Annotated in this window: 27 protein-coding genes; 14 read left to right on the top strand and 13 right to left on the bottom strand. The window is 67.5% G+C overall.

Annotation, left to right across the window (positions count from 1 at the left end; all coding sequences use genetic code 11):
- Window positions 1-156: 156 nt before the first annotated feature.
- Window positions 157-1,749, bottom strand: a complete 1,593-nt coding sequence (locus DWF00_RS23230; protein ID WP_114831120.1) for an MDR family MFS transporter — start codon at window positions 1,747-1,749, stop codon at window positions 157-159.
- Window positions 1,750-1,780: 31 nt separating this feature from the next.
- Entirely contained in the window at window positions 1,781-2,977 is a 1,197-nt protein-coding gene (locus DWF00_RS23225; protein ID WP_114831121.1) for an HlyD family secretion protein, read from the bottom strand.
- Window positions 2,978-3,089: 112 nt separating this feature from the next.
- Here DWF00_RS23225 and DWF00_RS23220 point away from each other — a divergent pair, with 112 nt between their 5' ends.
- Window positions 3,090-3,749 (top strand): TetR/AcrR family transcriptional regulator, encoded by a 660-nt coding sequence (locus DWF00_RS23220; protein WP_245974240.1) that lies wholly within the window; start codon window positions 3,090-3,092, stop codon window positions 3,747-3,749.
- 107 nt (window positions 3,750-3,856) lie between these two features.
- On the opposite strand, the gene DWF00_RS23215 is transcribed toward DWF00_RS23220, so the two are convergent.
- Window positions 3,857-4,639: an alpha/beta fold hydrolase gene (locus DWF00_RS23215; protein ID WP_114831123.1), complete on the bottom strand. Its 783-nt coding sequence runs from the start codon at window positions 4,637-4,639 to the stop codon at window positions 3,857-3,859.
- Between the two features lie 73 nt (window positions 4,640-4,712).
- Window positions 4,713-5,225: a Dps family protein gene (locus tag DWF00_RS23210; RefSeq protein WP_114831124.1), complete on the bottom strand. Its 513-nt coding sequence runs from the start codon at window positions 5,223-5,225 to the stop codon at window positions 4,713-4,715.
- 239 nt (window positions 5,226-5,464) lie between these two features.
- On the opposite strand from DWF00_RS23210, the gene DWF00_RS23205 reads away from it, so the two are divergent.
- The 3 genes from DWF00_RS23205 to DWF00_RS23195 all read left to right on the top strand — a co-directional run bounded on the left by DWF00_RS23205 (window position 5,465) and on the right by DWF00_RS23195 (window position 8,068).
- Entirely contained in the window at window positions 5,465-6,973 is a 1,509-nt protein-coding gene (locus tag DWF00_RS23205; RefSeq protein ID WP_181832794.1) for a sensor histidine kinase, read from the top strand.
- Window positions 6,973-7,596, top strand: a complete 624-nt coding sequence (locus DWF00_RS23200; RefSeq protein WP_114831126.1) for a response regulator transcription factor — start codon at window positions 6,973-6,975, stop codon at window positions 7,594-7,596. Before DWF00_RS23205 ends, DWF00_RS23200 begins: the two co-directional genes overlap by 1 nt.
- Before the next feature lie 109 nt (window positions 7,597-7,705).
- Window positions 7,706-8,068 carry a response regulator transcription factor gene (locus DWF00_RS23195; protein ID WP_114831127.1) on the top strand — a complete coding sequence of 121 codons (363 nt, stop codon included), beginning with the start codon at window positions 7,706-7,708 and terminating at the stop codon, window positions 8,066-8,068.
- Between the two features lie 5 nt (window positions 8,069-8,073).
- On the opposite strand, the gene DWF00_RS23190 is transcribed toward DWF00_RS23195, so the two are convergent.
- Window positions 8,074-8,463 (bottom strand): cupin domain-containing protein, encoded by a 390-nt coding sequence (locus DWF00_RS23190; protein ID WP_114831128.1) that lies wholly within the window; start codon window positions 8,461-8,463, stop codon window positions 8,074-8,076.
- Between the two features lie 404 nt (window positions 8,464-8,867).
- Between DWF00_RS23190 and DWF00_RS23185 the strand changes: the two genes are divergently transcribed.
- From DWF00_RS23185 to DWF00_RS23175, 3 genes are all read left to right on the top strand, one after another.
- The gene (locus DWF00_RS23185; protein ID WP_245974238.1) at window positions 8,868-9,656 is read left to right on the top strand and encodes an alpha/beta fold hydrolase; all 789 of its coding nucleotides are present in this window, start codon (window positions 8,868-8,870) and stop codon (window positions 9,654-9,656) included.
- Complete coding sequence (locus tag DWF00_RS23180) at window positions 9,653-10,459, top strand: aspartate dehydrogenase (RefSeq protein ID WP_114831130.1); 807 nt, start codon at window positions 9,653-9,655, stop codon at window positions 10,457-10,459. Before DWF00_RS23185 ends, DWF00_RS23180 begins: the two co-directional genes overlap by 4 nt.
- Window positions 10,460-10,623: 164 nt before the next feature.
- On the top strand, window positions 10,624-11,385 hold the full coding sequence (locus tag DWF00_RS23175) for an SDR family oxidoreductase (protein ID WP_114831131.1): 762 nt from the start codon (window positions 10,624-10,626) through the stop codon (window positions 11,383-11,385).
- Between the two features lie 15 nt (window positions 11,386-11,400).
- On the opposite strand, the gene DWF00_RS23170 is transcribed toward DWF00_RS23175, so the two are convergent.
- From DWF00_RS23170 to DWF00_RS23150, 5 genes are all read right to left on the bottom strand, one after another.
- Entirely contained in the window at window positions 11,401-11,607 is a 207-nt protein-coding gene (locus tag DWF00_RS23170; protein ID WP_147283760.1) for a hypothetical protein, read from the bottom strand.
- Between the two features lie 143 nt (window positions 11,608-11,750).
- Window positions 11,751-12,773 carry an amino acid ABC transporter substrate-binding protein gene (locus DWF00_RS23165; RefSeq protein WP_114831153.1) on the bottom strand — a complete coding sequence of 341 codons (1,023 nt, stop codon included), beginning with the start codon at window positions 12,771-12,773 and terminating at the stop codon, window positions 11,751-11,753.
- Window positions 12,774-12,861: 88 nt separating this feature from the next.
- Window positions 12,862-14,046, bottom strand: a complete 1,185-nt coding sequence (gene metC / locus DWF00_RS23160; RefSeq protein ID WP_114831133.1) for a cystathionine beta-lyase — start codon at window positions 14,044-14,046, stop codon at window positions 12,862-12,864.
- Between the two features lie 115 nt (window positions 14,047-14,161).
- Entirely contained in the window at window positions 14,162-15,037 is an 876-nt protein-coding gene (locus DWF00_RS23155; RefSeq protein WP_114831134.1) for a LysR substrate-binding domain-containing protein, read from the bottom strand.
- 113 nt (window positions 15,038-15,150) lie between these two features.
- On the bottom strand, window positions 15,151-16,296 hold the full coding sequence (locus tag DWF00_RS23150) for a mandelate racemase/muconate lactonizing enzyme family protein (protein ID WP_114831135.1): 1,146 nt from the start codon (window positions 16,294-16,296) through the stop codon (window positions 15,151-15,153).
- Between the two features lie 153 nt (window positions 16,297-16,449).
- Here DWF00_RS23150 and DWF00_RS23145 point away from each other — a divergent pair, with 153 nt between their 5' ends.
- From DWF00_RS23145 to DWF00_RS23115, 7 genes are all read left to right on the top strand, one after another.
- On the top strand, window positions 16,450-17,181 hold the full coding sequence (locus tag DWF00_RS23145) for a GntR family transcriptional regulator (protein ID WP_114831136.1): 732 nt from the start codon (window positions 16,450-16,452) through the stop codon (window positions 17,179-17,181).
- A 281-nt stretch (window positions 17,182-17,462) separates the two neighbouring features.
- A complete protein-coding gene (locus DWF00_RS23140) occupies window positions 17,463-18,749 on the top strand; it encodes an ABC transporter substrate-binding protein (RefSeq protein ID WP_245974236.1) in 1,287 nt (428 codons plus the stop codon).
- A 17-nt stretch (window positions 18,750-18,766) separates the two neighbouring features.
- Entirely contained in the window at window positions 18,767-19,633 is an 867-nt protein-coding gene (locus DWF00_RS23135) for a carbohydrate ABC transporter permease (protein WP_114831137.1), read from the top strand.
- The gene (locus DWF00_RS23130; protein ID WP_114831138.1) at window positions 19,630-20,490 is read left to right on the top strand and encodes a carbohydrate ABC transporter permease; all 861 of its coding nucleotides are present in this window, start codon (window positions 19,630-19,632) and stop codon (window positions 20,488-20,490) included. Before DWF00_RS23135 ends, DWF00_RS23130 begins: the two co-directional genes overlap by 4 nt.
- A 14-nt stretch (window positions 20,491-20,504) precedes the next feature.
- The gene (locus tag DWF00_RS23125) at window positions 20,505-21,620 is read left to right on the top strand and encodes an ABC transporter ATP-binding protein (RefSeq protein ID WP_114831139.1); all 1,116 of its coding nucleotides are present in this window, start codon (window positions 20,505-20,507) and stop codon (window positions 21,618-21,620) included.
- Window positions 21,617-22,384 (top strand): SDR family NAD(P)-dependent oxidoreductase, encoded by a 768-nt coding sequence (locus DWF00_RS23120; protein WP_114831140.1) that lies wholly within the window; start codon window positions 21,617-21,619, stop codon window positions 22,382-22,384. The genes DWF00_RS23125 and DWF00_RS23120 overlap by 4 nt, the downstream gene beginning before the upstream one ends.
- 77 nt (window positions 22,385-22,461) lie before the next feature.
- Entirely contained in the window at window positions 22,462-23,529 is a 1,068-nt protein-coding gene (locus DWF00_RS23115) for a tartrate dehydrogenase (protein WP_114831155.1), read from the top strand.
- 137 nt (window positions 23,530-23,666) lie between these two features.
- On the opposite strand, the gene DWF00_RS23110 is transcribed toward DWF00_RS23115, so the two are convergent.
- The 3 genes from DWF00_RS23110 to DWF00_RS23100 all read right to left on the bottom strand — a co-directional run.
- Window positions 23,667-24,539, bottom strand: a complete 873-nt coding sequence (locus DWF00_RS23110) for a sugar phosphate isomerase/epimerase family protein (RefSeq protein WP_114831141.1) — start codon at window positions 24,537-24,539, stop codon at window positions 23,667-23,669.
- 3 nt (window positions 24,540-24,542) lie between these two features.
- Window positions 24,543-25,574, bottom strand: a complete 1,032-nt coding sequence (locus DWF00_RS23105) for a hydroxyacid dehydrogenase (protein ID WP_114831142.1) — start codon at window positions 25,572-25,574, stop codon at window positions 24,543-24,545.
- 4 nt (window positions 25,575-25,578) lie between these two features.
- The coding region (locus DWF00_RS23100) for a carbohydrate ABC transporter permease (protein WP_147283761.1) at window positions 25,579-26,384 on the bottom strand (806 nt) is incomplete at its 5' end.

The raw sequence follows: 26,384 nt of genomic DNA, 5'->3' as shown, positions 1-26,384 counted from the left end.
CATTGAAGACCGGGCTTGTTTCAGAAGGCGGGGGCGATGTCTTCTCGTTGCGCGCACGCCGCCGGCGCGATTCACGCTCAACTGTGGACGGCCGTTCGCGATCCGCCGCTACGCCTGGTCAACTGCGTTCTGCCAGGCGTCGCTGCCGCGATTACGTCAATGCGCGGGCGCCGCGCTGCCGCCCTGCCCCTTCCGGGCGAACAGGACCGCGACGGCCGCGATCGCCAGGACGATGCCGATGATCGCGAAGGTGTCGCTGAAGCCCATGACCAATGCCTGGCGCTTCACCGTCTGGCCGAGCGCGATGGCAGCCTGGTGCTGGGCGGTCGCAGGGTCGGAGACGCCATGCGCCATGAAGTAGTTCGTCATCTGCGCGAGGCGGGCGCGCACCTCGTCGCGGAAGGGATTGACCGCCTGGCCGATGATGTTCGAGTGGAACTGCTCGCGCTTGGTGATGATCGTGCCCAGCGCCGCGGTGCCGACCGCGCCGCCGAGATTGCGGAGCATGTTGAACAGGCCCGACGCGTTGGCGGCGTCCTTGGGCTGGATGCTCATCATCGCGATGGCTGTCAGCGGCGTCAGCACCAGGGACTGGCCGACGGCGCGCACGACGTTCGGCCAGAACAGCTGGTCGCCGGAATAGTTCAGCGACATGTGGGTGTTCATGAAGCACGAGGCGGCGAAGAGCGCGATGCCGACGAAGGTGATGTAGCGGATGTCGAAGCGCTTCATCAGCATCGGCACGAGCGGGATCAGCAGGAGCTGCGGCAGGCCGGTCCAGGCCAGCACCATGCCGATCTGCTCGGCGTTGTAGCCCTGCACCTGGCCGAGATATTGCGGCAGCACGTAGACCGAGCCGAACAGGCCGAAGCCGACGAGGACATTCGAGATCGTGCCGACGCTGAAATTGCGGTTCTTCAGCAGCGAGAGGTCGACGAGCGGCTTCTTGACCTTGAGCTCGATCCAGATGAACGCCGTCAGGAACACGACCGCGATCACCGCCAGGCGGACAATGAAGGGCGACTGGAACCAGTCGTCCTTGTTGCCCTCCTCGAGCAGGGTCTGCAGCGCCGAGAGGCCGATCGCCATCGTGGCGATGCCGGCCCAGTCGCCCTCCCTGAGCAGGCCGAGCTGCATCGGCTGCTTCTCCAACGTGAAGTAGAGGGCGATGACCATCGCGATGCTGGGCAGCGTGTTGATGAAGAAGATGGTCTGCCAGCCGTAGTTCTCGGTCAGATAGCCGCCGATGGTCGGGCCGATCGCCGGCGCGAAGGTGACCGCCAGCGCGAACATGGCAAGGCCCGCCGGCTGCTGCGACTTCGGCAGGCGCGTCGCGATCATGGTGAAGGCCATCGGGATGAGCACGCCGCCGGCGAAGCCCTGCAGGCCGCGCATCACGATCATCTCGCCGAGCGAGCTGGCGAAGGCGCAGGCCATGGAGAACAGCGCGAAGGCGACCGTGCTCCAGATGATGTAGCGCTTGAAGGAGAAGACCCGGCTCATATAGCTCGTCAGCGGGATGACGATGATCTCGCCGATCAGGTAGGAGGTCGAGATCCAGGCGCCGTTGTCGACGCCGGTGCCGATGCCGCCCTCGATGTCGAGCAACGAGGCGTTGGTGATCTGGATGTTCAGGATCGCCATGAAGGCGCCGATGGCGCCGGCGACGATCGCGATCCAGGTGGAGAGGCTGGCCTTGTCCGGTGCAGACGGGACCTGCGGGGCGGCGGTAGCTGATTGGTTCGACATGACCGAGCTCCTTGCAGGCCGGCCGCGCGGGTTACCGCACGTCCGCCGCGACCTTCTCGTTCGAGACCTTGGTGTTGATGGTGGGAACCACAGACATGCCCGGGCGCAGGTCGCCTGCCAGCGCGTGGCCGGAGTCGAGCGCGATTTTCACCGGGACGCGCTGGACGACCTTGGTGAAGTTGCCGGTGGCGTTGTCCGGCGGCAGCAGGGCGAATTCCTGGCCGCTGGCCGGGGCGATGCTGTCGACATGGCCGGCGACCGTGACGCCCGGGAACATGTCGACCTCGACCTCGACCTTCTGGCCGGGCTTCACGTCGGTGAGCTGCGTCTCCTTGAAGTTCCCGACGATGTAGGTGCCCGCGAGCGGGACGACCGCCATCAGCTGCGTGCCGGCCTGGACGTACTGGCCGAGGCGTAGCGTGCGGTTGCCGACGGTGCCGTCGACCGGGGCGGTGATCAACGTGTAGGACAGGTTGAGCTCGGCCTGGCGCTGGACGGCCTCGTCATGGGCGACGGTGGCCTGGGCCTGGGCGAGGTCGGCCTTGATCAGGTCGACCTGCTTCTGCGCCGCGGCGAGCGCGGCCGTGTCGCGTGCCGTCGCGGCGCGGGCGGCATCGATCCTGGCCTGCGCCGACTGCTGGTTCTGCACCGAGCCGTAGCCGGTCCTGGCGAGGTTCGTGTAGCGATCGTTGTCCTGCTCGGCGAAGGTCTGGTTGGCCTTGTCGACCTCGATCGTCGCCCTGGCGGTGTCGATCACCGATTGCTGGGCGTCGAGCTGGGCCTGCTTGCTGGTGACGGCGGCGCGGGCGGCGGCGACATCGGCCTTGGCCTGGTCCAGCGCGACGGCGAAGTCGCGGTCGTCGATCCGGGCCAGCACCTGGCCGGCCTTGACGGGCTCGTTGTCGCGAACCAGCACCTCGCCGATATAGCCGGAGATCTTCGGGGCGATCGTGGTGCTGTCGGCCTTCACATAGGCGTCGTCGGTCGAGATCTGGAAGCGCCCGACCGTCCAGTAGTCGTGGCCCCAATAGCCGGCGCCCATGAGCGCGGCGACGGCGACGCCGGCCAGCGCGACGCGGCGCAGGGTGTGCTTCGGCTGGACGGGCTCCGCGGCGGCAATCGCTTCGGCGGCGATCGCTTGGGCCAGCTTCTCGGCGACGATGTCCGGCACGGCCTCTCCCGGAGGAATGGCGCGTTCGGCAGTGATGCGATCCTGATGCTTGCTCATCGGTTCTGCTCCTGCAGGGTGTGGAAACCAGCGTTTCTTACATTTTAGAAACTTGATGTTTTCCAAAATAGTATCTACGTTGATGCTGTCAACGGGAATTTGGAAAACAATCATGCGACAAATTCACGAGCAAATTCACGAGACCGTGAGGCGCTCCCGCGGACGGCCGCAGGCCCGGCCCGACGAAGAGACGCTGCGCCTCATCGTCGACGCGGCGGACCGCGAGTTTCAGTCGAACGGCTATGCCGGCACCAACATCAAGGCGGTGGCAGATCGTGCCGGCGTCTCGACCAAGACCCTCTACAAGCTCGTGCCGACCAAGGCGGAGCTGTTCGAGGCCACGATCCGCCACCGCATCGGCCGCTTCCTGCTCGACCTCGACGACGATGTCAGCGACGAGCTCGACACCCGCGAGGCGCTCGAGCACATCCTGCTCGCCTTCGGCCTGCTGACGCTGAGCGCGGAGACGATCGCCATCAACCGCCTCGTCATCAGCGAATGCGAGCGCTTCCCCGAGGTCGCGGCGGCCTTCTACCAATCGGCCATCGTGCCGGTGAACGGCGTGATCGAGAACTGGCTGACGAAGCAGAAGGACAAGGGCGCCCTTCGCATCGACGACATCCACATCGCGTCCGGCATGCTGCGCGGCATGATGGCCATGGAGCCGCAGCGCACCGCGATGATGGGCCAGCGCTCGGCGCCGCAGCGCGACGAGATCGTCCTCCGGGCCAGGCAGTGCGCCGAGGTTTTCTACAACGGCTGCAAGGCCTGAGGGGTTGCATGCCCCGCGTTGCCCGATTTGGGCAGGCGCGGCCGGAGCCGCGCCTGCTTGCCGATGGGGCGGCCGGCGACAGCTCGCGCCGCCGGTCGTGGTCCCCATCACTTCTTGTACCCGGCCGCCTGCAGGATCAGGTCGGCGACCTCCTTGGGATGCGACACCAGGGAAAGATGCCCGGCGTTCAGCTCCACGGTGGTGGCGTTCATGCGCTTGGCGAGGAAGCGCTCCAGGTCGGGATTGATGGTGTAGTCGAGCTTCGAGACGGCGTACCAGGACGGCTTGCTGTGCCAGGCGGCCTGCGTCGTGCGGCCCGAGAAGATGGAGGCGGCGGTGGAGCCCTGGACGGCGTAGAGCTCCTTGGCCTGCTTCGGGGCGACGCCATTGGCGAAGTACTTCAGGAACGCATCCTCGGAGAGCTGCGTGTAGCCGTCATTGACCTGGATGCCGGCGCGGACGGGGCCGGTCGGGAACTTCGCCGACAGGGCGACGAAATCCTCGTTCGCATCCGGCGCCCGGGCGGCGACATAGACCAGCGCCGAAACCTTCGGATCGGTGCCGACCTCGCTGATCACGGTGCCGCCCCAGGAATGGGCGACGATCACGGTCGGCCCATCCTGCAGGGCGAGCGCCCGGCGCGTGGCCGCCACGGAATCCTCCAGCGAGCTGAGCGGGTTCTGGACCGCGGTGACGTTCAGGCCGGCGGCCTGGAGCCGCGGGATGACCTCGCCCCAGCTGGAGCCGTCGGCCCAGGCGCCGTGGACCAGGATCACGTTCTTGGCCTTGACCGGAGCGGTCGTCTCGGCCTTCGCCGCAGGCGCGGCGACCATGAGGGCCGCAGCCAAAGCCGGGCCAAACACGGTCTTGGAAAACCCGTTGGTCAGCATGTCTCTTCTCCCGATTGGGCCGCCCGCAACGTTGGCGGGACGGCGGTTGAGGTGATGGTCAGGCGTGGGCGTCTCAGGAGGCCGGGCGGCCGGCCTCGAACAGGAACCAGGCGCGGCGCTCGGTCTCGTCGATCCAGACCTCGATGAGGCTGGTGGTGGCGACGTCGTTGTGCTCCTCGGCGACGGCATGGGTCGCGCGCAGGAAGGAGGCGAACTGCCGGTTGTCGCTGGCAAGCTCCGCCAGCATGTCGCTGGGGGTGACGTAATCCGCGTCATTATCGGCGAGCCGCTGCAGGCGGCCGGCGTGGCCGATGGAGCGGAGCGTCGTGCCGCCGATCTTGCGGGCGCGCTCGGCGATCGCATCGGTCATGGCGAAGATCTGCTCGCCCTGCTCGTCCAGCATCAGGTGGTAGTCGCGGAAATGCGGCCCCGACATGTGCCAGTGGAAATTCTTGGTCTTCAGGTAGAGCGCGAAGGTGTCCGCCAGCAGCGTGGTCAGGGCCGGCGCGATGTCCTTGGTCGCATTCGAGCCAAGGTCGGTCGGTGTCTGGAGGGGGGCGGTGCGCAGGTGTTTGGCGGTGTCCATGGCTCGGTCTCGTCTCATCGGGTTGCGATGGAGAGAGCCTAGGCGGCGTGGCCCGGCCGCGTAATCGGACGCTCGTTTGCCCCGATCATACTCGCGTATGAGTGGTCCCTGACGAAAGTCTAGAGATGCCGCAGGCGACGGGAGGCGATACGGCGCGGCCGGAGTTGCGCTATGACGGGCGCCGGCCATCCGGGATGCGCGAGCCCGACCCGGGGCCATTGGGCCTGCAGGGGAAGCGGATGTCCTTGTTCTCACCGATCGCGGCGCTTTCCCTCGCGACGATCATCTTCGCCATCGACACGCTGACGCCGTTCGATATCGCGATCGCGGTGCTCTATGTCGCGGTCGTGCTGCTCGCGCTGAATTTCGCCGACCGGCGCCGCATCCTCCTGATCGGGGCGGGCTGCATGGCGCTGACGCTGCTCAGCTTCATTCTGTCCCATGGCGCCCGGTTCGATTCCGGGCCGGTGGCACGGTGCCTGGTCAGCCTGTCGGCGATCGGCATCACCACGCTGCTGGCCGCCAAGGTCAAGGCCGGCATCGCCGTCCTCGGCGAGAGCGAGCGGCGCTATCGCCACATCTTCCTCGCGACGGGCGTCGCCATCCTCGAAATGGACTTCTCCGAGGTCGGGACGGCGATCGCGGCGCTCAAGACCGCCGGCCGCGGCATCGACGCCGTCAGAGCCGAGGACCCGGGCTTCGCCCGGCGCATGCTCGGCAAGATGCGCCTGATCAACGCCAACGACACCACCCTGACGATGTTCGGCGCAGGCAGCGTCGCGGATTTCCGCGCGGCGCTGCCCCAGCTCGCGCCCAAGGAGATGGAGGGCGCGCTCTGGTCGATGCTATCAGCGCTATGGGATGGCAGCACCGCCTACGAGGCGGAGAGCCTGATGGGCACGCTCGACGGCCGGCGGCTCAACGTCCTCTTCACCGTGGCGGTCCCGTCCGAGCGCCCCGAACTCGGCCAGGTCCTCGTCACGATCATGGACGTCACCGCCCGGCGCGAGGCCGAGGACGCCCTGCATCACGCGCAGGCGGAGCTGGCCCATGTCACGCGCGTCGCGACCCTGGGCGAGCTGACCGCGTCGATCGCCCATGAGGTCAACCAGCCGCTCGCCGCGATCGTCACCAACGGCGAGGCCGGGCTGCGCTGGCTCAACCGGCCCGAGCCCGAACTCCAGGAGGGCCGGACCTCGCTGCAGAGCATGGTCGACGACGCCAAGCGCGCCAGCGCGGTGATCAAGCGGCTGCGCGCGCTCTCCAGCAAATCGACGCCGCAGCAGGCGGCCTTCGCCCTCGACGAGCTGATCACGGAGACCGTGACGCTGGTTCGCCGGGAGCTGGACGGGCACCGGGCCCATCTCAGCCTGAAGCTGGACGAGGACCTGCCGCCCGCCTTCGGCGACCGCGTGCAGATCCAGCAGGTGCTGATCAACCTCATCGTCAATGCCTGCCAGGCCATGGGCACGGTCGAGGGGCGGCCGAGAGATCTCGGCATCAGTTGCAGTGTCGCTGATGGTGCGCTTGAAATGACCGTGGCCGATTCAGGTCCGGGCTTCGATCCGGACACGGCGTCGAGCCTGTTCAACGCCTTCTACACGACCAAGGCCAACGGCATGGGGATGGGATTGTCGATCTGCCGCTCTATCCTCGAGGCCCATGGCGGCCGCATCCGCGCCAGCGCGGCGCATAATGCTGGGGCAACCTTCACCGTCTCGCTGCCTGCCCATAAAGAAGCGCTTTGATGGCCGACCCGCAGTCCCCCACCGTCTTCGTGGTCGATGACGACCCGTCCATGCGCGAGGCCCTGAGCAACCTGTTCAGGTCCGTCGGCATGCGCGTCGAGCTGTTCGCGTCCTCGGCCGAGTTCCTGGCGCGGCCGGCGGCCAATGTCGATAGCTGCCTCGTGCTCGACGTCAGGCTGCCCGGCGTCAGCGGGCTCGACTTCCAGGGCCAGCTGGCCAGGGCGGGCAACAACATCCCGATCGTCTTCATGACCGGCCATGGCGACGTGCCGATGTCCGTGCGGGCGATGAAGGCGGGCGCGCTCGACTTCCTGATCAAGCCGTTCCGCGACCAGGACATGCTCGACGCGGTCTCGCAGGCGCTGGAGCGGGACCGGGCACGGCGAACAGCCGACGGTCAGCTCGCCAAGCTGAAGACCTGCTACGACGCGCTGACGGCGCGCGAGCGCGAGGTCCTGGCGCTGGTGACGACGGGCCTGATGAACAAGCAGGTCGCCGGCAAGCTCGGCGTCAGCGAGATCACCGTCAAGATCCATCGCGGCCACGTCATGGAGAAGATGGGTGCGCGCTCCCTCGCCGAACTGGTCAAGATGTTCCAGGCGATTCAGCCGACGCTCGGCTGAGGAAACACCGACCTAAACCTGTGTATGATTCCCGTTCCTGGCTTTGGAGCGCATGTAGGAGGGGACAAGGGCGAGCGCACTCAGCCAGCCCATCGGAAAAAGCAGATCCATGACCAAGACCGTTGCCATCGTCGACGACGACGCCTCCGTCCGCGTCGCGACGCAGAACCTGGTGCGGTCATTGGGCCTGGCCGCCCGGAGCTTCGCCTCGGCGGAGGATTTCCTGGCGAGCGTGCGGGCCTCGCCGATCGACTGCGTCATCACCGACGTCCAGATGGACGGGCTCGGCGGCGTCGAGCTGGCGACGGCCCTGCGCAGCCGCGGCTACGACATCCCCGTGATCTTCATCACCGCCTTCCCCGACGAGCGCGTCCGCGCCCGGGCGATGGGCGCCGGAGGGATCGGCTTTTTGGCCAAGCCCTTCGACAGCCAGCAACTGATCGGCTTCATCGAGCTGGCCCTGCAGTCCTGACGCCGTCAGGCGTTGTCCGGAACATAGCGCCGCGACAGCTCGGCGCGGTCATCGTAGGACGCCTCGAAGATCGCGGCTGCAAGCGTCGCACGCACGTGCAGGATTCCGGTTCCGACATTCTTGAAGCCATGGCGCGCGCCGGCCGGGATGAGCACGGACTGGTTCGCCGTGACGATCATGCTCTCGTCGCGCAGGGTGACCTCGGCCTCGCCCGCGACGACCTCGAGCACCTCCTCCACCGCATGAAGATGCATCGGCGCGCCCAGGCCCGGATCGCAGAACTGCTCGAAGATGCAGAGCTGCCGGCTCTGGATCGTCGCCGAAACGCGCATCAGCGTCATCACGCCGTCGCGCCAGGTCTCGAGCGGCTGGGTCGCGTGGTCCAGGACATGCATGGGAAAGTCTTTCGCATCTGGCGGGGAAGGCGGATTGGGGGCGCTTCGGGCCGCGCGACCCAAGCAGAAGACCGAGCATGGCATAGCCCGGCGTTGCCCGGCGAGAGCGCTGGCGCAGGTCAGGACGGCGTTGACACGCATCGGGCAACGTCCATGCTGGCCCGCAGGTCAGTCAACATCACCCGGCGCTGAATCGCCCGCTCGGGGGACGCCGCGCCAGGCTGACGGCTTGCGAGATGTGAGTTCGAGATGATCTACGAAGAGCGCGACTACCGCGTGAAGGCGGGCAAGCTCTACGGCGAGCACGAGCTGCTCGATATCCAAAGCTCGCGCATCCTCACCCCCGTAGCCTATTCTCCGCTGCAATGAGTGCCGCCACGCCCCGCGTCGCCTCCGAGAACTTCGTGGTCCGCACGGCGGATGGCGCGGAGCTGAAGGCGAGTGTCGAAGGCTCCGGGCCGGCGCTGCTGCTGGTCAGCGGGCTAGGCGGCACCGCAGGGTTCTGGAACGACAGCGCAGCGACCCTGGCACGCTCCTTCCGGGTGATCCGCTTCGACCAGCGCGGCATCGGTGCGAGTTCGCGCGGCGAGGCTCCCTGCACCATCGACCTGCTGGCACGGGATTGCCTGGCGGTGCTCGATGCAGTCGGCGTCAAGCGGGCGGTGCTGCTCGGCCATTCCACCGGCGGCTGCATCGGCCAGTCGCTGGCGCGGCAGGCGCCGGAACGGCTCGACGGGCTCATCCTCAGCGCGACCTGGCTGAAGCCGAGCCGCTACATGACCGCCCTGTTCGGCACGCGCCGCGCCATCCTCGACGAGAACCCGCAGGCCTATGCGGCGACGGCGAGCCTGCTGGCCTATCCGCCGGCCTGGCTGGAGGCCAACTGGGCCGTCCATGAGGCGGCGCTGGCCAAGGCGCCGAGCTCGGCCCAGGCGCGGCAGGTGGTGCGCGAGCGCATCGACGCCCTGCTCGCCTTCGACGGCTCCAAGCACATCGGCTCGCTCACGCTGCCGGCGCTGATCCTGGGCACGCGCGACGACATGATCGTCCCTGCCTTCCTGCAGGAGGAGCTGGCGGCGGCCCTGCACGGCGCGCGCAAGACCATGCTGGATACCGGCGGGCATTTCTTCCCGGTCTCGCGGCCGGACGCCTTCACCGCGACGGTGGCGGAGTGGATCGGGGCGCTCGGGTGAGTCGGCGCCGCATTGCCCTGATCGGCTTCGGATCGATCGCAGGCGACCTGGCGCCGGCGCTGCTGGCGCGGACGGCGCCGGGTTATGAGCTCGGCGTGTTGCTGCCGCCGGAATCCGAGTCGCGGGTGCGGGTGCCGGAGGGTTGCGCGCTGCTCGCCGATTGCGAGGAATTGCGGGCCTTCGGGCCGGAGATCGTCGTCGAGGCGGCCGGGCACGAAGCCGTACGCAAGAGCGTGCCGCAATGCCTCGCGCTCGGGCTGCCGGTGCTGATCTCCTCGATCGGCGCGCTGCATGACGAAGCGCTCTTCGCCGGGCTGGTCAAGACGGCGAAGGCGTCTGGCGGGCGCATCCTGCTGCCCTCCGGCGCACTCGGCGGCGTCGACTATGTCCGCGCAGTCCGCGATGCGACATCGCTCGCTCTGCGCTATGAATCGCACAAGCCGCCGGCGGCCTGGCGCGAGGAGCTGGTGAAGCGCGGCCATGATCCCGCCACGCTGGCCGAGCCGGTGACGCTGTTTCGCGGCAATGCCCGCGAGGCGGCGGCGACCTATCCGCTCAACCTCAACGTCGCGGCGGCGCTGGCGCTGGCCGGGCCGGGCTTCGAGAAGGTCGAGGTCGCGGTGATCTGCGATCCCGCCGCGCGCGGCAACAGCCATGCGATCACGGTCGATTGCGAATACGGCACGATGCGCACCGAGATCACCAATGCGCCGTCGCCCAGCAATCCCAAGACCTCCTGGATCGTCAGCCGCTCGCTGCTGGCGGCGATCGAGCAGTATTTTTCACCGGTCATGATGCTGTGAGAGACCGCTTGAGAATTCTACCATCGCGGCCGCCTGACGCAGCTGTCTGCGCTTCCGGTGCTCACGGACAAAAGTCCGCTCCGGTTCTCGACAACCACGCCAGCCAACTCGCGCTGGCGAATTCTCAAACGATCTCTCGGCGCGGCGAAAAGGGACGGAAGCGAATGAGACTGGCAGGCAGGATCGCGATCATCACCGGGGCCGGCTCCGGCATCGGACACGAGGCGGCAAAACTATTCGCCAGCGAGGGTGCGGTCGTCATGGTCGCGGATCGCAATCTTTCCGCTGCCGAGAGCGTCGCCGCGGAGATCGTCGCACAGGGCGGCAAGGCGGCGGCGCATAAGGTCGATGTCAGCAAGGAGGCCGAGGTCGAGGCGATGATCGGCAAGGCGGTCGCCGCTCACGGCCGGCTCGACATCCTCGTCAACAATGCCGGCTTCGGCTTCGCCGGCACGGTGGTCAACACCTCTGAGGCCGATTGGGACGCGCTGATGGCGGTAAACGTCAAGGGCGTGTTCTTCGGCTGCAAATACGCGATTCCGGTGATGGAGCGGCAGGGCGGCGGCGCCATCGTCAACACGGCGTCGGCCGTCGCCAATATCGGCATCACCGACCGCGCGGCCTATGTCGCCTCGAAAGGCGCGGTCGCGGCGCTGACGCGGGCCATGGCGATCGACCATGTCGCGGCCAAGATCAGGATCAACTGCGTCGCGCCCGGAACGATCGAATCGCCCTATTTCGCCGAGATCTTCGCCAGGTCGCCGGATGCGGCCGGGCTGCGCCGCGGGCTGGAGCAGCGCCAGGCGATGGAGCGGCTCGGCCAACCTATCGAGATCGCCCGCGCCATGCTCTTCCTGGCGAGCGACGAATCCTCCTTCTGCACCGGCACGACGCTCACCGCCGATGGCGGCTGGACGGCGCGCTGAGGGAGAACAGCGGCGTCAGCGGAGGGTCATGGGCCAAGGGGGTATGGTGCCCAGAGGCAAGATGACCGGCCGTCCCTCGGTGACGACGATGCGCTCCTTCCTGCCATCGGGCAGGACACGCAGGACACCGTCGAACTCATCGAGGAAATAGGCGGGGATGCCGACCGCGCGAGCCTTCTCGACGGACTGGCAACGGAACTGCTTCAGTCTCTCGTGGTGCATGATCATGCCTCCGCGATTGACCCCTTCGTAACGGGAGATAGTCAGGGGACCTGCATTCGCAAGCCCCGGCCTTGGAACGTGATGCCGAAAAATAGGAAGCGGCGCCCGGGCACCCTTCCCGCCGCTGCCCTGACGAGCGGCGCTTACCGGAAAGGCGGGCTGTATTGCAGGCCGCCCTTGGTCCAGAGCTCGTTCGGGCCGCGTTGCAGGTGCATGCGCGACTTCATGCCGAGATGGCTGTCGAAGCTCTCGCCGTAATTGCCGACGGCGGAGATCACCCGCACGACCCAATCATTGCTGACGCCGAGCGCCTCGCCGAACTTGCCGTCCTGGCCGAGGAAGCGCTTCACTTCCGGGTTGGCCGATTTCGCCATCTCCCCGATATTGGCCTTGGTGATCCCGAGTTCCTCGGCGTTGATCAGCGCGAAGAGCGTCCAGCGCACCAGATTGAACCAGGTCTCGTCCCCGGTTCGGACCCAGGGGCCAAGCGGCTCCTTCGAGATCACCTCTGGCAGGACCATGTGCTCTTCCGGCGCGCGGAACTTGAGCAGGTTGGCCGAGAGTGCCGAGACGTCGGTCGTGTAGGCGTCGCAGCGCCCGGCCTCGTAGGCCTTCAGCGCCTCCTCCGAGGTGCCGAAGGCGGCCGGCTCGTATTTCAGGTTCAGCTTGCGGAAATAATCGGCCAGGTTGAGCTCGCTCGTCGTGCCCTGCGCCACGCAGATCGAAGCGCCGCCGAGCTGCCACGCCGCGGTGACGTTCAGCTTCTTCGGCACCATGAAGCCCTGGCCGTCATAGTAGTTCACCGCGGTGAAGGTGACGCCCTGGCCGGCATTGCGCGCCAGAGTCCAGGTCGTGGTGCGCGGCAGCACGTCGATCTCGCCGGCCTGGAGCGCGATGAGGCGATCCTTCGACGTCAGCGGGACGAAGGCGGCCTTCTCGGAATCGTTGAAGACCACCGCTGCGAGCGCCCGGCAGATGTCGATATCGAAGCCCTGCCAGCGGCCGTTCGCATCCTGCGTGGAGAAGCCGGCAACGCCGGGGCTGGTGCCGCAGATGACCTTGCCGCGATCGCGGATCGTCTTGAGCGTATCGGCGGCGAAGGCCGGGCTTGCAAGCGCGCCGCAGAACAGCGCACCGGCGGCCAAGCGAAGCGGATTGCGTTTCATCGTCATTCCCCTGTTTTTGATTTAGGCACACGTCTCCCGCGCGCGGCGGCCCGAGCCGCCACGCCGACCGAATCCTCTCCTGTTGCGACTAGGCGACCTTGGCGGTCGGCTTGCTTTCAAGCGCGAAGAGCAGCGCGTCGAGATCGGCCCAGAGATCGTCGGGGTCTTCCAGGCCGATGCTGATGCGCAGGACCGTGCCCTCATGGGTCCAGGGCTTGACCGTGCGATCGGCCTTCACCGCCATCGGCGCGATCAGGCTGCGGGTGCCGCCCCAGGAGGCGCCGATGGCGAAGATTTTCAGCGCCGTCAGCGCGGCGTCGAGATTGGCCTCGGCGCCCGGTTTCAGCACGATGCTGAACACGCCGGACGAGCGCTTGATGTCGCGCGCCCAGAACTCGTGACCGGGGCAGGAGGGCAGCGCCGGGTGCAGAACGTGATCAATCGCCGGCGAGCGGGCCAGCCGCCTGGCGAAATCCTCGGAGACGCGGCCCATATGGGCGACGCGGATGCCCATGGTCTCGATGCCGCGCAGCGCCAGAGCGCATTCGTCCGGCGAGACGCCGACGCCGAGCCCGCGCAGCGTCTCCTTCATCGTCTGGCGCAGCGCGATGTCGGCGACCGTGATCGAGCCGAGCAGCAGGTCGGAATGGCCGCCGACATATTTGGTCAGCGCCTCGCAGGCGAAATCGGCGCCGTGCGCCAGCGGCTTGAACAGTAGCGGCGTCGCCCAGGTGTTGTCGCAGCCGACCAGCGCGCCCTTGGCCTTGGCGGCCCCTGCGATGGCCGGCACGTCCTGGACCTCCATCGTGCCCGAGCCGGGCGACTCGATCCAGACCAGCCTGGTGCGCTCGTCGATGAGCTCGGCGATGCCGGCGCCGATCAGCGGGTCGTAGACGCCGTAATCGATGCCGCGCGGCTTGAGGTACTCCTCGCAAAAGCTGCGCACCGGCGGGTAGACATGGTCGGGGATCAGGACCTTGTCGCCGGGCAGCAGGAAGGACAGCATCACCACGGTGACGGCAGCCTGGCCCGACGGCACCAGCACGGTGCGGACGCCGCCATGCAGCTCGCTGAGCTGGGCTTCGAGCGTGCGCGTCGTCGGGGTGCCGTGCAGCCCGTAGGTATAGCCGTCGAAACCGCGATGCTTGCGCTGCGAGAAGCTCTCGGCATCGGGATAGACGATGGTCGAGGCGCGATGGGTCGCGACCGCGAGGCTGGCATAGCCCTCGGTGTCGACGGCCGGGTGGTGGACGCAGCGGGTCAGGTCGTGCATGGCGGGTCCCTTTGATGGGACAGGCGTAAGCCATTCCGAAACCCGGACAATCAGGCGCAAGGCATAAGACGATGCCGCAGCCTTATGGCTGGGCGGCTGCTCGCTGACGTTACCTTCAGCGCGAGGCGAGCAGGCAATCGATGAAATCGCGCACGAGCTGGGATTTCGGCCGGTCGAGCGGCAGGATCAGCAGGCTCTTGCTGTGCACGGCCGGCTCGAACGGCTTGAGCACGATGCGGGTCGGATCGGCGCCGGCAACCGCGTAGGGGCTGACGAGGCCGACGCCGACGCCCTCGGCCACCAGGGCGCAGACCGTCGCGGCATAGATCGTCTCGACCACGATGCGCGGCGCGACGTCGGCCTCCGCGAAGATGAGGTCGAGCCGCTGGCGGGCGCGGTCCTCCGGGACATAGGCGATGAAGGGCAGCTCATGCAGGTCGTAGGGGGTGATGACCGCGTTATCGGCCAGCGGATGGCCGAGCGGCAGGGCGCAGAGCACGCGCGGCGAGACGAAGGGCTGGTGCAGCACGCCGCTGACGTCGATCTCGTCGGCGGCGAGCCCGACATCGAACTCACCGGAGGCGACGCCGTCGCGCACGTCGCGCGAGGGCAGCACCATCAGCGTGACGCCGATATCGGGATGGCCCTCGCGGAAGCGCCTGACGGCCTTGGGCACGAGCGAGGAGCCGAGCGCCGAGAGCGAGCCGACGCGCAGCTGGCCCGAGCCGTGGTCGCGGATGCGCGCGGCAGCGGCCCGCAGCGTGTCCATGCCGCGGAAGGAGGCCTCGACCTGCGCGTAGAACAGCCTGGCCTCGGGCGTCGGGATGATGCGGTTGCGCACCCGGTCGAAGAGCAGGAAGCCGATCGAGCGCTCCAGCTCCGCGACGGTGCGACTCACCGCCGGCTGGGTGATGCCGAGCAGCTCGGCGGCGCGCGACACCGTCCCCGACTTCATCACCGCGGCAAAGGTCTCGAGCTGGCGGTGGTTCAAGTCACGGCACCTTCCATGCGGGAGCGATGGCCGCAGCATATACCAGTCGGGCTTTTCGCGGCTGGTTCGGTGGCGAGAGCGGCCGTTCTACCTTGAGAAGACGCCCGGTGTCCTCAAGCGGCTTCGCACCAATGCTCCCTGACATGAGGGGCGAAGCTCTCGGCGTTCAGGTCGATGCCGATGCCGGGCTTGTCCGGCAGCGGGACACAGCCATCAGCGTCGAGCTTCAGCGGGCCGCCGAGGTTCAGCAGCGGGTTATGGGTCGAGTCATACTCGACATAGGGGAAGGGCAGCGGCCCGCCGCCGCGATGCGCCGGCAAGGTCGCGGCGAGCTGGAGCGACGCGTGGAAGTTCACGGTGGTGCCGAAGGTGTGCGGCGTCAGCGGGATGTTGAAGGCCTCGGCCAGCGCCGCGACCCGGCGCATCCCGGTGAAGCCGCCGCAGATCGTCAGGTCCGGCTGGACCAGCGAGAACGCGCCGGCCGAGAAGAAGCTGCGGAAGTCGGCGAGGTTGGTCAGGGACTCGCCGCCGGAGATCGGCGTGGTCACGGCCTGCGAGATCGCCTGGTAGCCGGCGGCATCGTCGGGCGCGATCGGCTCCTCGAGCCAGAGCAGTTCAGCCTCCTCCATGCGCTTGGCCGATTCGATCGCGGCCGAGCGGGCGTAGCCCTGGTTGAAGTCGACCGCGAGTGCGATCTCCGGGCCGATCTGCCTGCGCACCGCCGCCGTCATCGCGCCATCCGCCCGCGGGCTGTAGCCGGCGCGCGGCTTGATCGCCCGAAAGCCGCGGCGCAGCAGCGCGTCGATCTCGACCTGGAAATCGCGGTGGGGGTCGCCGTTCGGCTTCAGGAAGGGGCCGCTGGCATAGGCCGGCACGCGATCGCGCAAGGCGCCGCCGAGGAAGGCCGCGAGCGAAATCCCCTGCGCGCGGGCGACGGCGTCGTGCAGCGCCATGTCGAGCGCGGCGAGCGCCATCATGCCGGTGCCCTGGCGGTCGTAGCCGAGGGTCTGGACCATCCTGCGCCAGTGCACGCCGATCGCCTCGGCCGGCTGGCCAAGCAGGAGCGGGGCGAACTGCGACCTGATGAAAGCGGCGGCCGGCTTCTGCGGCGCCGAGGTCTCGCCCCAGCCGGAATGGCCTGTGTCGGTCACGACCTGGACCACGAGCGCACTGCGCCGGTCGAAATAGCCCAGGCTGTTGCCGATCGGCTCCGGCAGGGTGAAGGACAGCTCGTAGCCGTGGATTTCCTTGATCTTCATGGTCGCGTTTCCCCCGGTCGCGGCTTATGCTGCGTCAGCCTTGAGGCGACGCATGCACTCTGGTATGGAAAGACGCATGCAGCTATGCGCGTCAAGCCCCAGGCTGCGGCGGCGCCGAACCGATCCCGCGTAGCATGCATGCGAGCGACGACCATGCCTCATTCGAATTCCTCCCTGCCCCGGCCGCGCCCAGGCGTGATCAGGCCGGAGGAATGGACCGAGACCGACGCCGCGCCGAAGGAGTCGCTGGTCGAGGAGGCCTATCGCGCGCTGAAGGCGAGCATCCTCGAAGGCGTGCTGCCGCCTGGCTACCAGGCGGTCGAGCAGCGCATCGCAGAGCAGCTCAACATGAGCCGGACACCGGTGCACGAGGCGATCATCCGGCTGCAGCAAGAAGGCTTACTGCGAGTGCTGCCGCGCCGCGGCGTGCAGGTGCTGCCGCTCTCCGCCGCCGACATGCTGGAGACCTACCAGCTCCTGATCGCGTTGGAGGGGATGGCGGCGCTGCTGCTGGCCGACCGGACGGATGATCCGCGCGCTACGGAGGCGGTGATCGACTCGATGGCGGCGGCCACCGACCAGATGGAGCGCTGCTTCGTCACGGGCGACCTGCGCGGCTGGGCCAAGGCGGACGACCAGTTCCACCGCCTGCTCGTCGGCGAATGCGGCAATGCCCGGCTGGCCAAGATGGCGTCGACCATGACCGACCAGGCCCAGCGCGCCCGCGAGGCGACGCTGCGCTACCGGCCGTCGCTGCCGGATTCCGTGATCGAGCATCGCCGCATTCTCGCGGCGCTGCGGGCCGGCGCCGGCGCGGAAGCGCGCAGCGCCGCCGAGACGCACCGGACGCGCGCCAGCGCCGAGATCGTCGCCGCGCTGAAGTAAGCGCGCCACGCTGCATCTCACCGCAGCCCTCATCCTGAGGAGCCGCGAAGCGGCGTCTCGAAGGATGATCCAGCTCGCGGTGACAGCGCCCTCTGGAGCATCCTTCGAGACGCAGGCTTCGCCTGCTCCTCAGGATGAGGGCTGATCTGTGCTTCGCGCGCCACTTCCCACCCCTTGACAGCCTCAAATCTCGCGTGCGAACTTCCATACCAGAATGCATTTCACAAAAATGACTTCGAAGGGCGCCGCGAGAGCGCCCTCACGCCAGGGGAGGATTTGAGATGGCCAGTTTCCGCATGCGCCGGCGCGAGTTCCTGATCGGGTCGGCGGCGGCTGTCGCCGCTGCATCCGGTGCCGCCAAGGCCGCGCCGCAGCCGCGCATCACCGTCAGCTCGCAATGGGCCGCCGGCAATGACGGCAAGGCCATGGACGCGCTCGGCAAGCTCTTCACCGATGCCGGCGGCGCCTGGAAGCACAACCCGGTACCGGGCGGCACCAGCGGCCTGATGAACAAGATCCGGGCGGAGATGATCGCCAAGGCGGCGCCGGCCGCCTCGCAGCTCAAGGGGCCGGAGATCGCGGCCTGGTCGAAGACCTATCCGACGGTCGACCTCAACGGCATCGTCGCCGGGGCGGGCTTCGAGGCGCTCATGCCGAAGGAGATCGTCGACCTGCACAAGCCGTTCGGCAACTGGATCGCCATCCCGGCGCAGGTCTTCCGCACCAACACGCTCTTCCTGTCGAAGAAGGCGATGGAGAAGGTCGGCGAGAACACGATCCCCAAGACCTGGGACGACTTCAACTCCCTCGCGTCGAAGATGCAGGCCAAGGGCATCGCCACGCCGCTCGCCGCCGGCGGCCTGGCCTGGGACCATGGCCAGAAGTTCGAGTTCGCGCTCTCCGGCATCAGCATCGAATCCTACCGCGCCGCGATCATGCGTCTGGAGGACGACGCGCTGAAGGGCTGCGACGTGCTCGACGCCTTCAAGCAGCTGCGCCGGCTGGCGAATTTCTGGGATCCGGGCGCCGCCGGCCAGCACTACTCAGTGCTGATGCCGCGCTTCATGTCCGGCGACATGGGCATCATCATGCATGGCGGCATGGCCGAGGGCGTTGCGAAGTTCAGCGGCTTCTCGCCGGACGACTACCTCGTCGGCAACACCCCGCAGAATAGCGGCCCGCCGGCCTTCGACCTCAACGCCGATTCCTTCATCTTCTGGCAGCAGAAGGACGAGGACCTGCAGGAGGGCCAGAAACTCCTGGCCAAGACCGTGATGAGCCCCGCGTTCGGCCCAGCCTTCTCGGGCATCACCGGCTCGATCCCGGTCCGCTCCGACGTCGACATGAAATCGGCCGCCTTCACCGACAACCAGCGCGAGGCCGCACGCGCCTTCAGCGAGGCGATCAAGAACAAGACCGTGATCCTCAGCCTCGGCCAGAACATGGCGCAGACGGCGCAGATCACCTCCGCCATGCTCGACGTGCTCGCCGAATTCGTCAGCGACAAGGGCATGACCGCCGAGGCCGGGCAGAAGAAGCTGGTCAGCGCCGTCGCCGACAACCGCTGAGCCCTGCGTCGCAACCCATGTGGTTCAAGCGTGTGCTTCCGCATCTGGTGATCTGGCCGCCTTTGGCGGTCAGCGTGTTCTACGTCGTGTCCTACACGCTGTGGACGACATGGCTGTCCTTCACCGATTCCCAGCAATTCGCCAGCAACAACTGGGTCGGATGGCGGAACTACGCCTCGATCATAGGGCAGAGCAAGGTCCACACCGCCTATACCAACCTGCTGATCTACGGCTTCGGCTTCGTCGTCCTGACCTCGCTCATCGGCCTCCTGCTCGCGGTGCTGGTCGACCAGCGCATCAAGGCCGAGAACCTGTTCCGGAGCATCTTCCTCTATCCGATGGCGCTCTCGTTCATCGTGACCGGGACGGTCTGGTCCTGGATCCTCAATCCCGGCCTCGGCATCCAGAAGCTGGTGCGGAACCTCGGCTGGACCGACTTCCAGTTCAACTGGATCGTCGACCGCGACATGGCGATCTACACGATCATCATCGTCGCGGCCTGGCAGGCCTCGGGCTTCGCCATGGCGCTGTTCCTGGCCGGCCTGCGCTCGGTCGACGCCGACATCGTCAAGGCGGCCGAGATCGACGGGGCCAGCGCGGCCCGCACCTATGTCTCGGTCATATTCCCGTGCATGGCGCCGATGTTCGTCACCGTCTTCGTGCTGCTGCTGCAATTCGCCATCAAGACCTTCGACCTCGTCTGGGTGCTGACCGCGGGCGGCCCGGGCATCGCGACCGCGCTGCCGACGCTGGTGGTCTACGACTACATGTTCGAGCGTGGGCAACTCGGGCGCGGCTCCGCCGCCGCGGTGCTGATGCTCTCGACGCTTCTGCTCGTGGTCGTGCCCTACTGGCTCTGGCGCCGGCGGAGGGCCACGGCATGAACCGGACCGCCACGCTCTCCTGGAACCGCGTCGCGATCTATGCCGCGCTCATCTTCTTCTCGCTGATCTACCTCGCGCCCTTCGCCGTCGTGCTGCTCAACTCGGTGCGCGACGTGCGCGAGATCGTCGGCAGCTCCGCGATCGGCTTCCCGAAGGAGCTGCGCCTCAGCAACTGGTCGGCCGCCTGGAACAGCTACTGCATCAACGGCCATTGCGCCGGCATCGCGCCGTTCATATGGAACTCGCTCGCGATCACCGTGCCGGCGACGCTGATCTCGACGATGCTCGGCGCGCTGAACGGCTACTCGCTGGCGCTCTGGCGCTTCAAGGGCGACAATTTCGTCTTCGCGCTGGTGGTGATGGGCATCTTCCTGCCCGAGCAGATGAAGCTGATCCCCTGGGCGACGGTGCTGGCCGAGCTCGGCCTGAGCAACACCGCCATGGGGCTGGTCTTCATCCACAGCATTCAGGGCATGAGCTTCGCCACCCTGTTCTGCCGCAACTACTACCTCGCCATCCCGCCCGAGCTGCTCAAGGCCGCCCATATCGACGGGGCCGGCTTCTTCCGGATCTTCTGGCACATCGTGCTGCCGCTCTCGCCGCCGATCCTGATCGTCACGGTGATCTGGCAGTTCACCTCGATCTGGAACGAGTTCCTCTATGGCGTGACCTTCACCTCGGGCGAGCAGCAGCCGGTGACGGCGGCGCTGGTGGCGCTGACCTCGCAGATCGCGCAGGCGCCGGAATTCGGCATCCAGAGCGCGGCGGTGGTGCTCGCCGCCCTGCCGACCCTGCTCGTCTACATCTTCGGCGGGCGCTTCTTCGTCCGCGGGCTCACGGCCGGCGCCGTCAAGTAAAGGCAGATCGAACCATGTCGGCTCTTCAGATCGCCAATGTGAGCAAGCGCTTCGGCAATGTCGATGTGCTGAAGGAGATCAACCTCGACATCCAGAGCGGCGAGTTCGTCGTCCTCGTCGGACCCTCCGGCTGCGGGAAGTCGACGCTGCTCTCGATCATCGCCGGGCTGGAGAAGGCGACGGGCGGCGACATCGAGATCGCCGGGCGCGCGGTCAACGACATCCCGGCCAAGGACCGCGACATCGCCATGGTGTTCCAGTCCTACGCGCTCTACCCGACCATGACCGTGCGCCAGAACATCACCTTCGGCATGCGCTGCCGCGGCGTCGCCCAGGCCGACCAGCAGAAGGCGCTCGACGACACGGCGAAGCTGCTGCAGATCGACCATCTGCTCGACCGCAAGCCCTCGCAGCTCTCCGGCGGGCAGCGCCAGCGCGTCGCGATGGGCCGGGCGCTGGTGCGCAAGCCGCTGCTCTTCCTGTTCGACGAGCCGCTCTCCAACCTCGACGCGAAGCTGCGGGTGGACATGCGCATGGAGATCAAGCGCCTGCACAACCGGCTCGGCGCGACCATCGTCTACGTCACGCACGACCAGATCGAGGCGATGACGCTGGCCTCGCGGGTGGCGGTGATGCATCGCGGCGAGGTCCAGCAATTCGCCGATCCCGACACGATCTACGACAAGCCGGCCAACCTCTTCGTCGCCCGCTTCATGGGCTCGCCGCCGATGAACACGGTGCCGGCCGAGCTCGAAGCGGGGCCGGCGGGGCTGGTCGCGGTCATCGGGCGCGGCAGTCCCGACGAGTTGAAGCTGCCGCTGCCGCCGATCGAGGGCGCGCGGGCCTATCTCGGCAAGGAGATCATCCTCGGCATCAGGCCGGAATGCATCGCCGAGTCCGGCCGCAGCTTCGGCGGGGACCGCAGCAGCGTGACGGAAGTCAGCCTGCCGGTCGAGATGATCGAGCCGACCGGGGCGGAGACCATGACCGTCCTCAAGCTCGGCGAGCACGTGATCCTCGGCCGGCTGGCGCCCGACGTGCGGCCCACGCCCGGCCGCCGCCACGGCTTCGCGCTCGACCTGCGCAAGGCCTGCCTGTTCGACCCCAAGACGGAGTGGCGCATCCAATGAGCGACGGCGCAATCTATCCCAGCCTGCGCGGCCGGACGGTCCTCGTCACCGGCGGCGCCAGCGGCATCGGCGAGGCGATCGTGCGCGCCTTCGCTGCGGCGGGCGCCCAGGTCGGTTTCGTCGACATCCAGGACGAGCGCGGCACCGCGCTGGCCGAAGAGCTTGGCAAAGGCGGCGCCACCGCCGTCTTCGAGCGTTGCGACCTGCTCGACATCGCGGCGGTACGCGCCACCTTCGCGCTTTTTCGCGAGCGGCTCGGGCCGGCGGCGGCGCTGATCAGCAACGCGGCCAACGACCAGCGCCAGAGCTTCGAGGAGATCACGCCCGAGTCGTTCGACACGATGCTGGGCCTCAACCTGAAGCACGTCGTCTTCACCGCCCAGGCGGTGACGCCGCAGATGCGCGAGCTCGGCTATGGCTCGATCGTCAACATGACCTCGGGCGCCTGGGTACGCGGCGGCGTCGACATGCAGGCCTATTGCGCCGCCAAGGCCGCCATCGTCGGCTTCACCAACTCGCTGGCGCGGCAATTGGGGCCGGAGCGCATCCGCGTCAACGCGCTGGCGCCGGGCATGGTCGTGACCGAGCGGCAGCGCCAGCTCTGGTATCAGGACGAGAGCAAGATCACCCAGTTCCGCACGCAGCAATGCCTGCCCGACCCGGTCGAGGGCGAGGACGTCGCCAACATGGCGCTCTTCCTCGCCGCGGATGAGAGCAAGATGATCACCAAGCAGATGCTGCTGGTGAATGCGGGCGTGATCTGACGCCGTCGGCTGGGAAACGTGACGCCATGAACATCATCGAGAAGACAGTCCCGGCGGGCCAGGCGGCGGCGAGGAACGTGCGCGAATACCACATCGCCTCGATCCCCGGCGACGGGATCGGGCCTGAGGTGATCTCGGCCGGTCTCGAAGTGCTGGATGCGGTGATGGCGCGCAGCGGCGAGTTCAAGCTCGCGATCGAGCATTACGATTGGGGCTCGGCGCGCTACCGCAAGACCGGCGAGTTCATCCCGGCAGGCGGGCTCGAGCAGCTGAAGCAGAGCGACGCGATCTATTTCGGCGCGGTCGGCGCTGCCGATATCCCCGACCATATCAGCCTCTGGGGGCTGCGCCTGCCGATCTGCCAGGGCTTCGACCAATACGCCAACATCCGGCCGGCGCGCATCCTGCCCGGCGTCACCAGCCCGCTGCGGAACGTCGAGGCAGGCCAGCTCGACTGGCTGATCGTGCGCGAGAATTCCGAGGGCGAGTATGCCGGGCATGGCGGCCGCGCCCATCGCGGCATGCTGGAGGAGGTCGCGACGGAGACGGCGATCTTCACCCGCCGCGGCGTCGAGCGGATCATGCGCTTCGCCTTCGAGCAGGCGCGCTCGCGGCCGCGCAAGCACTTGACCGTAGTTACCAAGTCGAACGCCCAGCGCTACGGCCTGGTGCTGTGGGACGAGGTCGCGGCGCTGGTCGCGCGCGACTTCCCCGATGTCACCTGGGACAAGGAGCTGGTCGACGCGATGACGACGCGCATGGTGCGCTCGCCTGCTAGCATCGACACGGTGGTGGCGACGAACCTGCACGCCGACATCCTGTCCGACCTCGCGGCGGCGCTGGCCGGCTCGCTCGGCATCGCTCCCACCGGCAATGTCGATCCCGAGCGGCGCTTCCCCTCGATGTTCGAGCCGATCCACGGCTCGGCCTTCGACCTGATCGGCAAGGGCATCGCCAACCCGGTCGCCAGCTTTTGGACGGCCTCGCTGATGCTGGAGCATCTCGGCGAGCCGCATGCCGCCGCGCTGCTGATGCGGGCGATCGAGCAGGTCTGCGGTGAAGGCGTCGTGACGCCCGACCTCGGCGGCAAGGCCACGACGAAAGAGGTGGTGCGCGCCGTCTGCGAGGCGATCGGCAACGCCTAGATCGCCGTGCGTCCTATCGGACGCAAAGTGGCGATCTAGGCATTTGTTATTGCATCGGATTTTTCCGAAAACTGGATTCCACTTTTCGGTCCGATGCTCTAGGCCTCAAAGGCCTCGGCGCAGCGATGGCGTCAGGGCTAGGCTTGGCGCTCAGCGGATTTCGACAGAAGGCGCCGCACGTAGTCGCGCGATCGGCCGACACCGATCCGGGTCGGCGGCAATTGCTCGGGCACCCAGCGCATCTCGTATTCGAACGTCAGGTCGCCGTCATAGCCCCGCGCCAGGAGCGCCGTGACGATATCCTCCCAAGGCACGTCGCCCTCTCCCGCAGGCACGGAGCGGCGGCTGTCTTCGTTGGTGCCACGGCGCTCGGTGCCCGGCACGAAGCTGTAGTCCTTGACGTGGACGAGGCGCACCGCATCGGCCTGGAGCTCGAGGCTTTCGGGAAAGCCCTCCTTGCCGTCGCGGATCAGATTGGCGGGGTCGTAGACGATCCCGACATTCTTTTCGCCGACCCGCCGCCAGATCTCGCAGGTCCGCCAGGCCGTATCGGCCATGGTGCCGTCATGGTTCTCGATGTTCAGCCCGATCCCGCGTTCGGCGGCATAGGATGCGGCGCGCCTGATGCTGCCAGCCAAAAGCTCGACCGCGACGGGCCATTCGCCGTCAGCGACCTCCGCGCCGCCAAAAACCCGCACGCTGCCAGCGCCGAGCGCATCGGCCAGATCGATGGCATGGCGCAGGCTGGCTACCGCCGCGTCGCGCTCGCTCTCTACAGGGCTGTTGAAGCGCTTCTCGTAGGGCGTCAGTGCGCCGATGACGAGCCCGCGCCTATCGGCCTCGCCGCGGAGCGCCCTGGCGGCCTCGATCGGCGCATCGGGAGCGATGGCGCAGCGATAGCCAGCCTGGCAGATCAGGTCGAGGCCATCGAGCCCGAGCTCCAGCGCCAGATCGAGCGCCCCGACAGGGTCGAGCTCCGGCGTCGCCATGGTGTGCAGCAGCAGGCGCATGGGCTAAGCGACCCGCGCGAGCATCGCGGCCGTCACCTCATGTTGAAGTGGTTTACCGGCAACGAAGCGTTCGATCTCCTCGACCAGCAGTTCTGCCATGCGCCGTGTTTCGTAGCCGGCCGCGCCCGCGATATGCGGGGTGAGGACGACGTTGGGCAGATCGAACAAGCGCGAGTCGGGCGGCAGGGGCTCCGGCTCGGTGACGTCGAGCACCGCGTTGAGCCGGCCCGAGATCAGCTCCTCGGCAAGCGCGGCATGGTCGACCAGCGCGCCCCGCGCCGTGTTGATCAGCGTCGTGCCGTCGCGCATCGCGGCGAGCTCGGCCCGGCCGATCATGCCGGTGGTCTCAGGCAGCGAGGGCGCATGCAGGCTGACGACGTCGGCTCGCGCCATCAACTCGTGGAGTCCGCTCTTCTCTACGCCGAGCGTGAGCGCCTCCTCCTCCGACAGGAAGGGATCGCAAACCAGGACCTCGAGGTCGAACGGCTTCAGCAGGGCGAGCAGGCGCCGGCCGATCCGGGAGGCGCCGACGATGCCGATGACGGCGCCGTAATTGCCGGGCTCGCCGGGCGCGAGCCATTGCGGCTGCCAGAGCTTGCGTTCCCGGCGGAAGCGCTCGCGCACGCCGAAGGCGCGCTTGTTGGCGAGCAGGATCGCGGCAAGGGCATATTCCGCGACCGGCACGGCATTCGCCGCCGCGGCGGAGGTCACGGCGATTCCCGCCTGCCAGATTTCGGGCGCGGCGATCGGCTTCACCGCGCTGCCGGCATGGGCAACGAGACGCAGCCCCGGCGCAAGGGCAAGCGCGGCGGCATCGAGCTTCGGCGCGCCCCAGCCGGTAAAGAGGATCGCGGCCTCGGCGAGCAGGGCCCGCGCCGCAGCCGAACCATAATCGCGCAGCGGCGCCTCGCTGAGAATGGTGCAGCTTTCGGCCAGCCGCGCGAGCAATGGAGGCGTGATCAGGTCCGACGTGACGTCCGGATTCATTGCGAAAACGAGGTTGGGCTTGGCGAAAACGAGGTTGGGCTTGGGCATCGGCTCAGCTCTTGACGGCGCCGGCGGTCAATCCGCCGACCAGACGGCGCTGGATGAACAGGAACAGGATCAGGGTCGGCAGCATGGTCAGGCTGGTCGCCGCCATCATCTCACCCCATTGCGCGAACTCGCCACCGACGAAATTATAGAGCCCGACCGGCAGCGTGCGCTTCTCGCCGCCACCGAGGATGACGAGCCCGTAGAGGAACTCGTTCCAGGCGTTGATGAAGGAGAAGATCGCCACGGTGACGATGCCGGGCGCCGCCAGCGGCAGGACGAGCTTGCGGAAGATCGTCAGGTTGCTGGCCCCGTCCATGCGCCCGGCCTCCTCGATCTCGATCGGCACCTTGGCGAAATAGGCGGTGAGCATCCAGGTCGAAAACGGGAAGGTGAAGGTGACATAGGCCAGGATCAGCCCGAGATAGCTGTTCGCCAGCCCGAGCTTGGCGATCGCGGTGAAGAGCGGCAGCACGATCAGCGCCTGCGGGAAGAGATAGGCCAGCAGCACCGCGTTCAGGATCAGCCATTGCCCGCGGAAGCGGGCGCGGGCCAGCGACCAGCCAGCCATGGCGGCGAAGAGCACGCTGACCAGGGTCGAGACGACGGAGACGATCAGGCTGTTGGCCAGGAACTGCGGGAACGGCGAGGAGAACAGCACCTTCTCGTAGTAGTGCGGGCCGAGCGTCGACAGGTTGAAGGATGGCGGGAAGCTGTAGAGCTCCTCATAGGGCTTGAGCGACGAGAAGATCATCCAGAGCAGCGGCGCCAGCGCGAAGGCGGCGAAAAGCGCGCAGCAGCTATAGGCGGCGA

This window comes from Allobosea caraganae (genome assembly GCF_003351345.1).
GTDB classification, from domain to species: domain Bacteria; phylum Pseudomonadota; class Alphaproteobacteria; order Rhizobiales; family Beijerinckiaceae; genus Allobosea; species Allobosea caraganae.
Note: the sequence above shows the minus strand (reverse complement) of the source record. Positions and strands in the feature narration are given on the sequence as shown.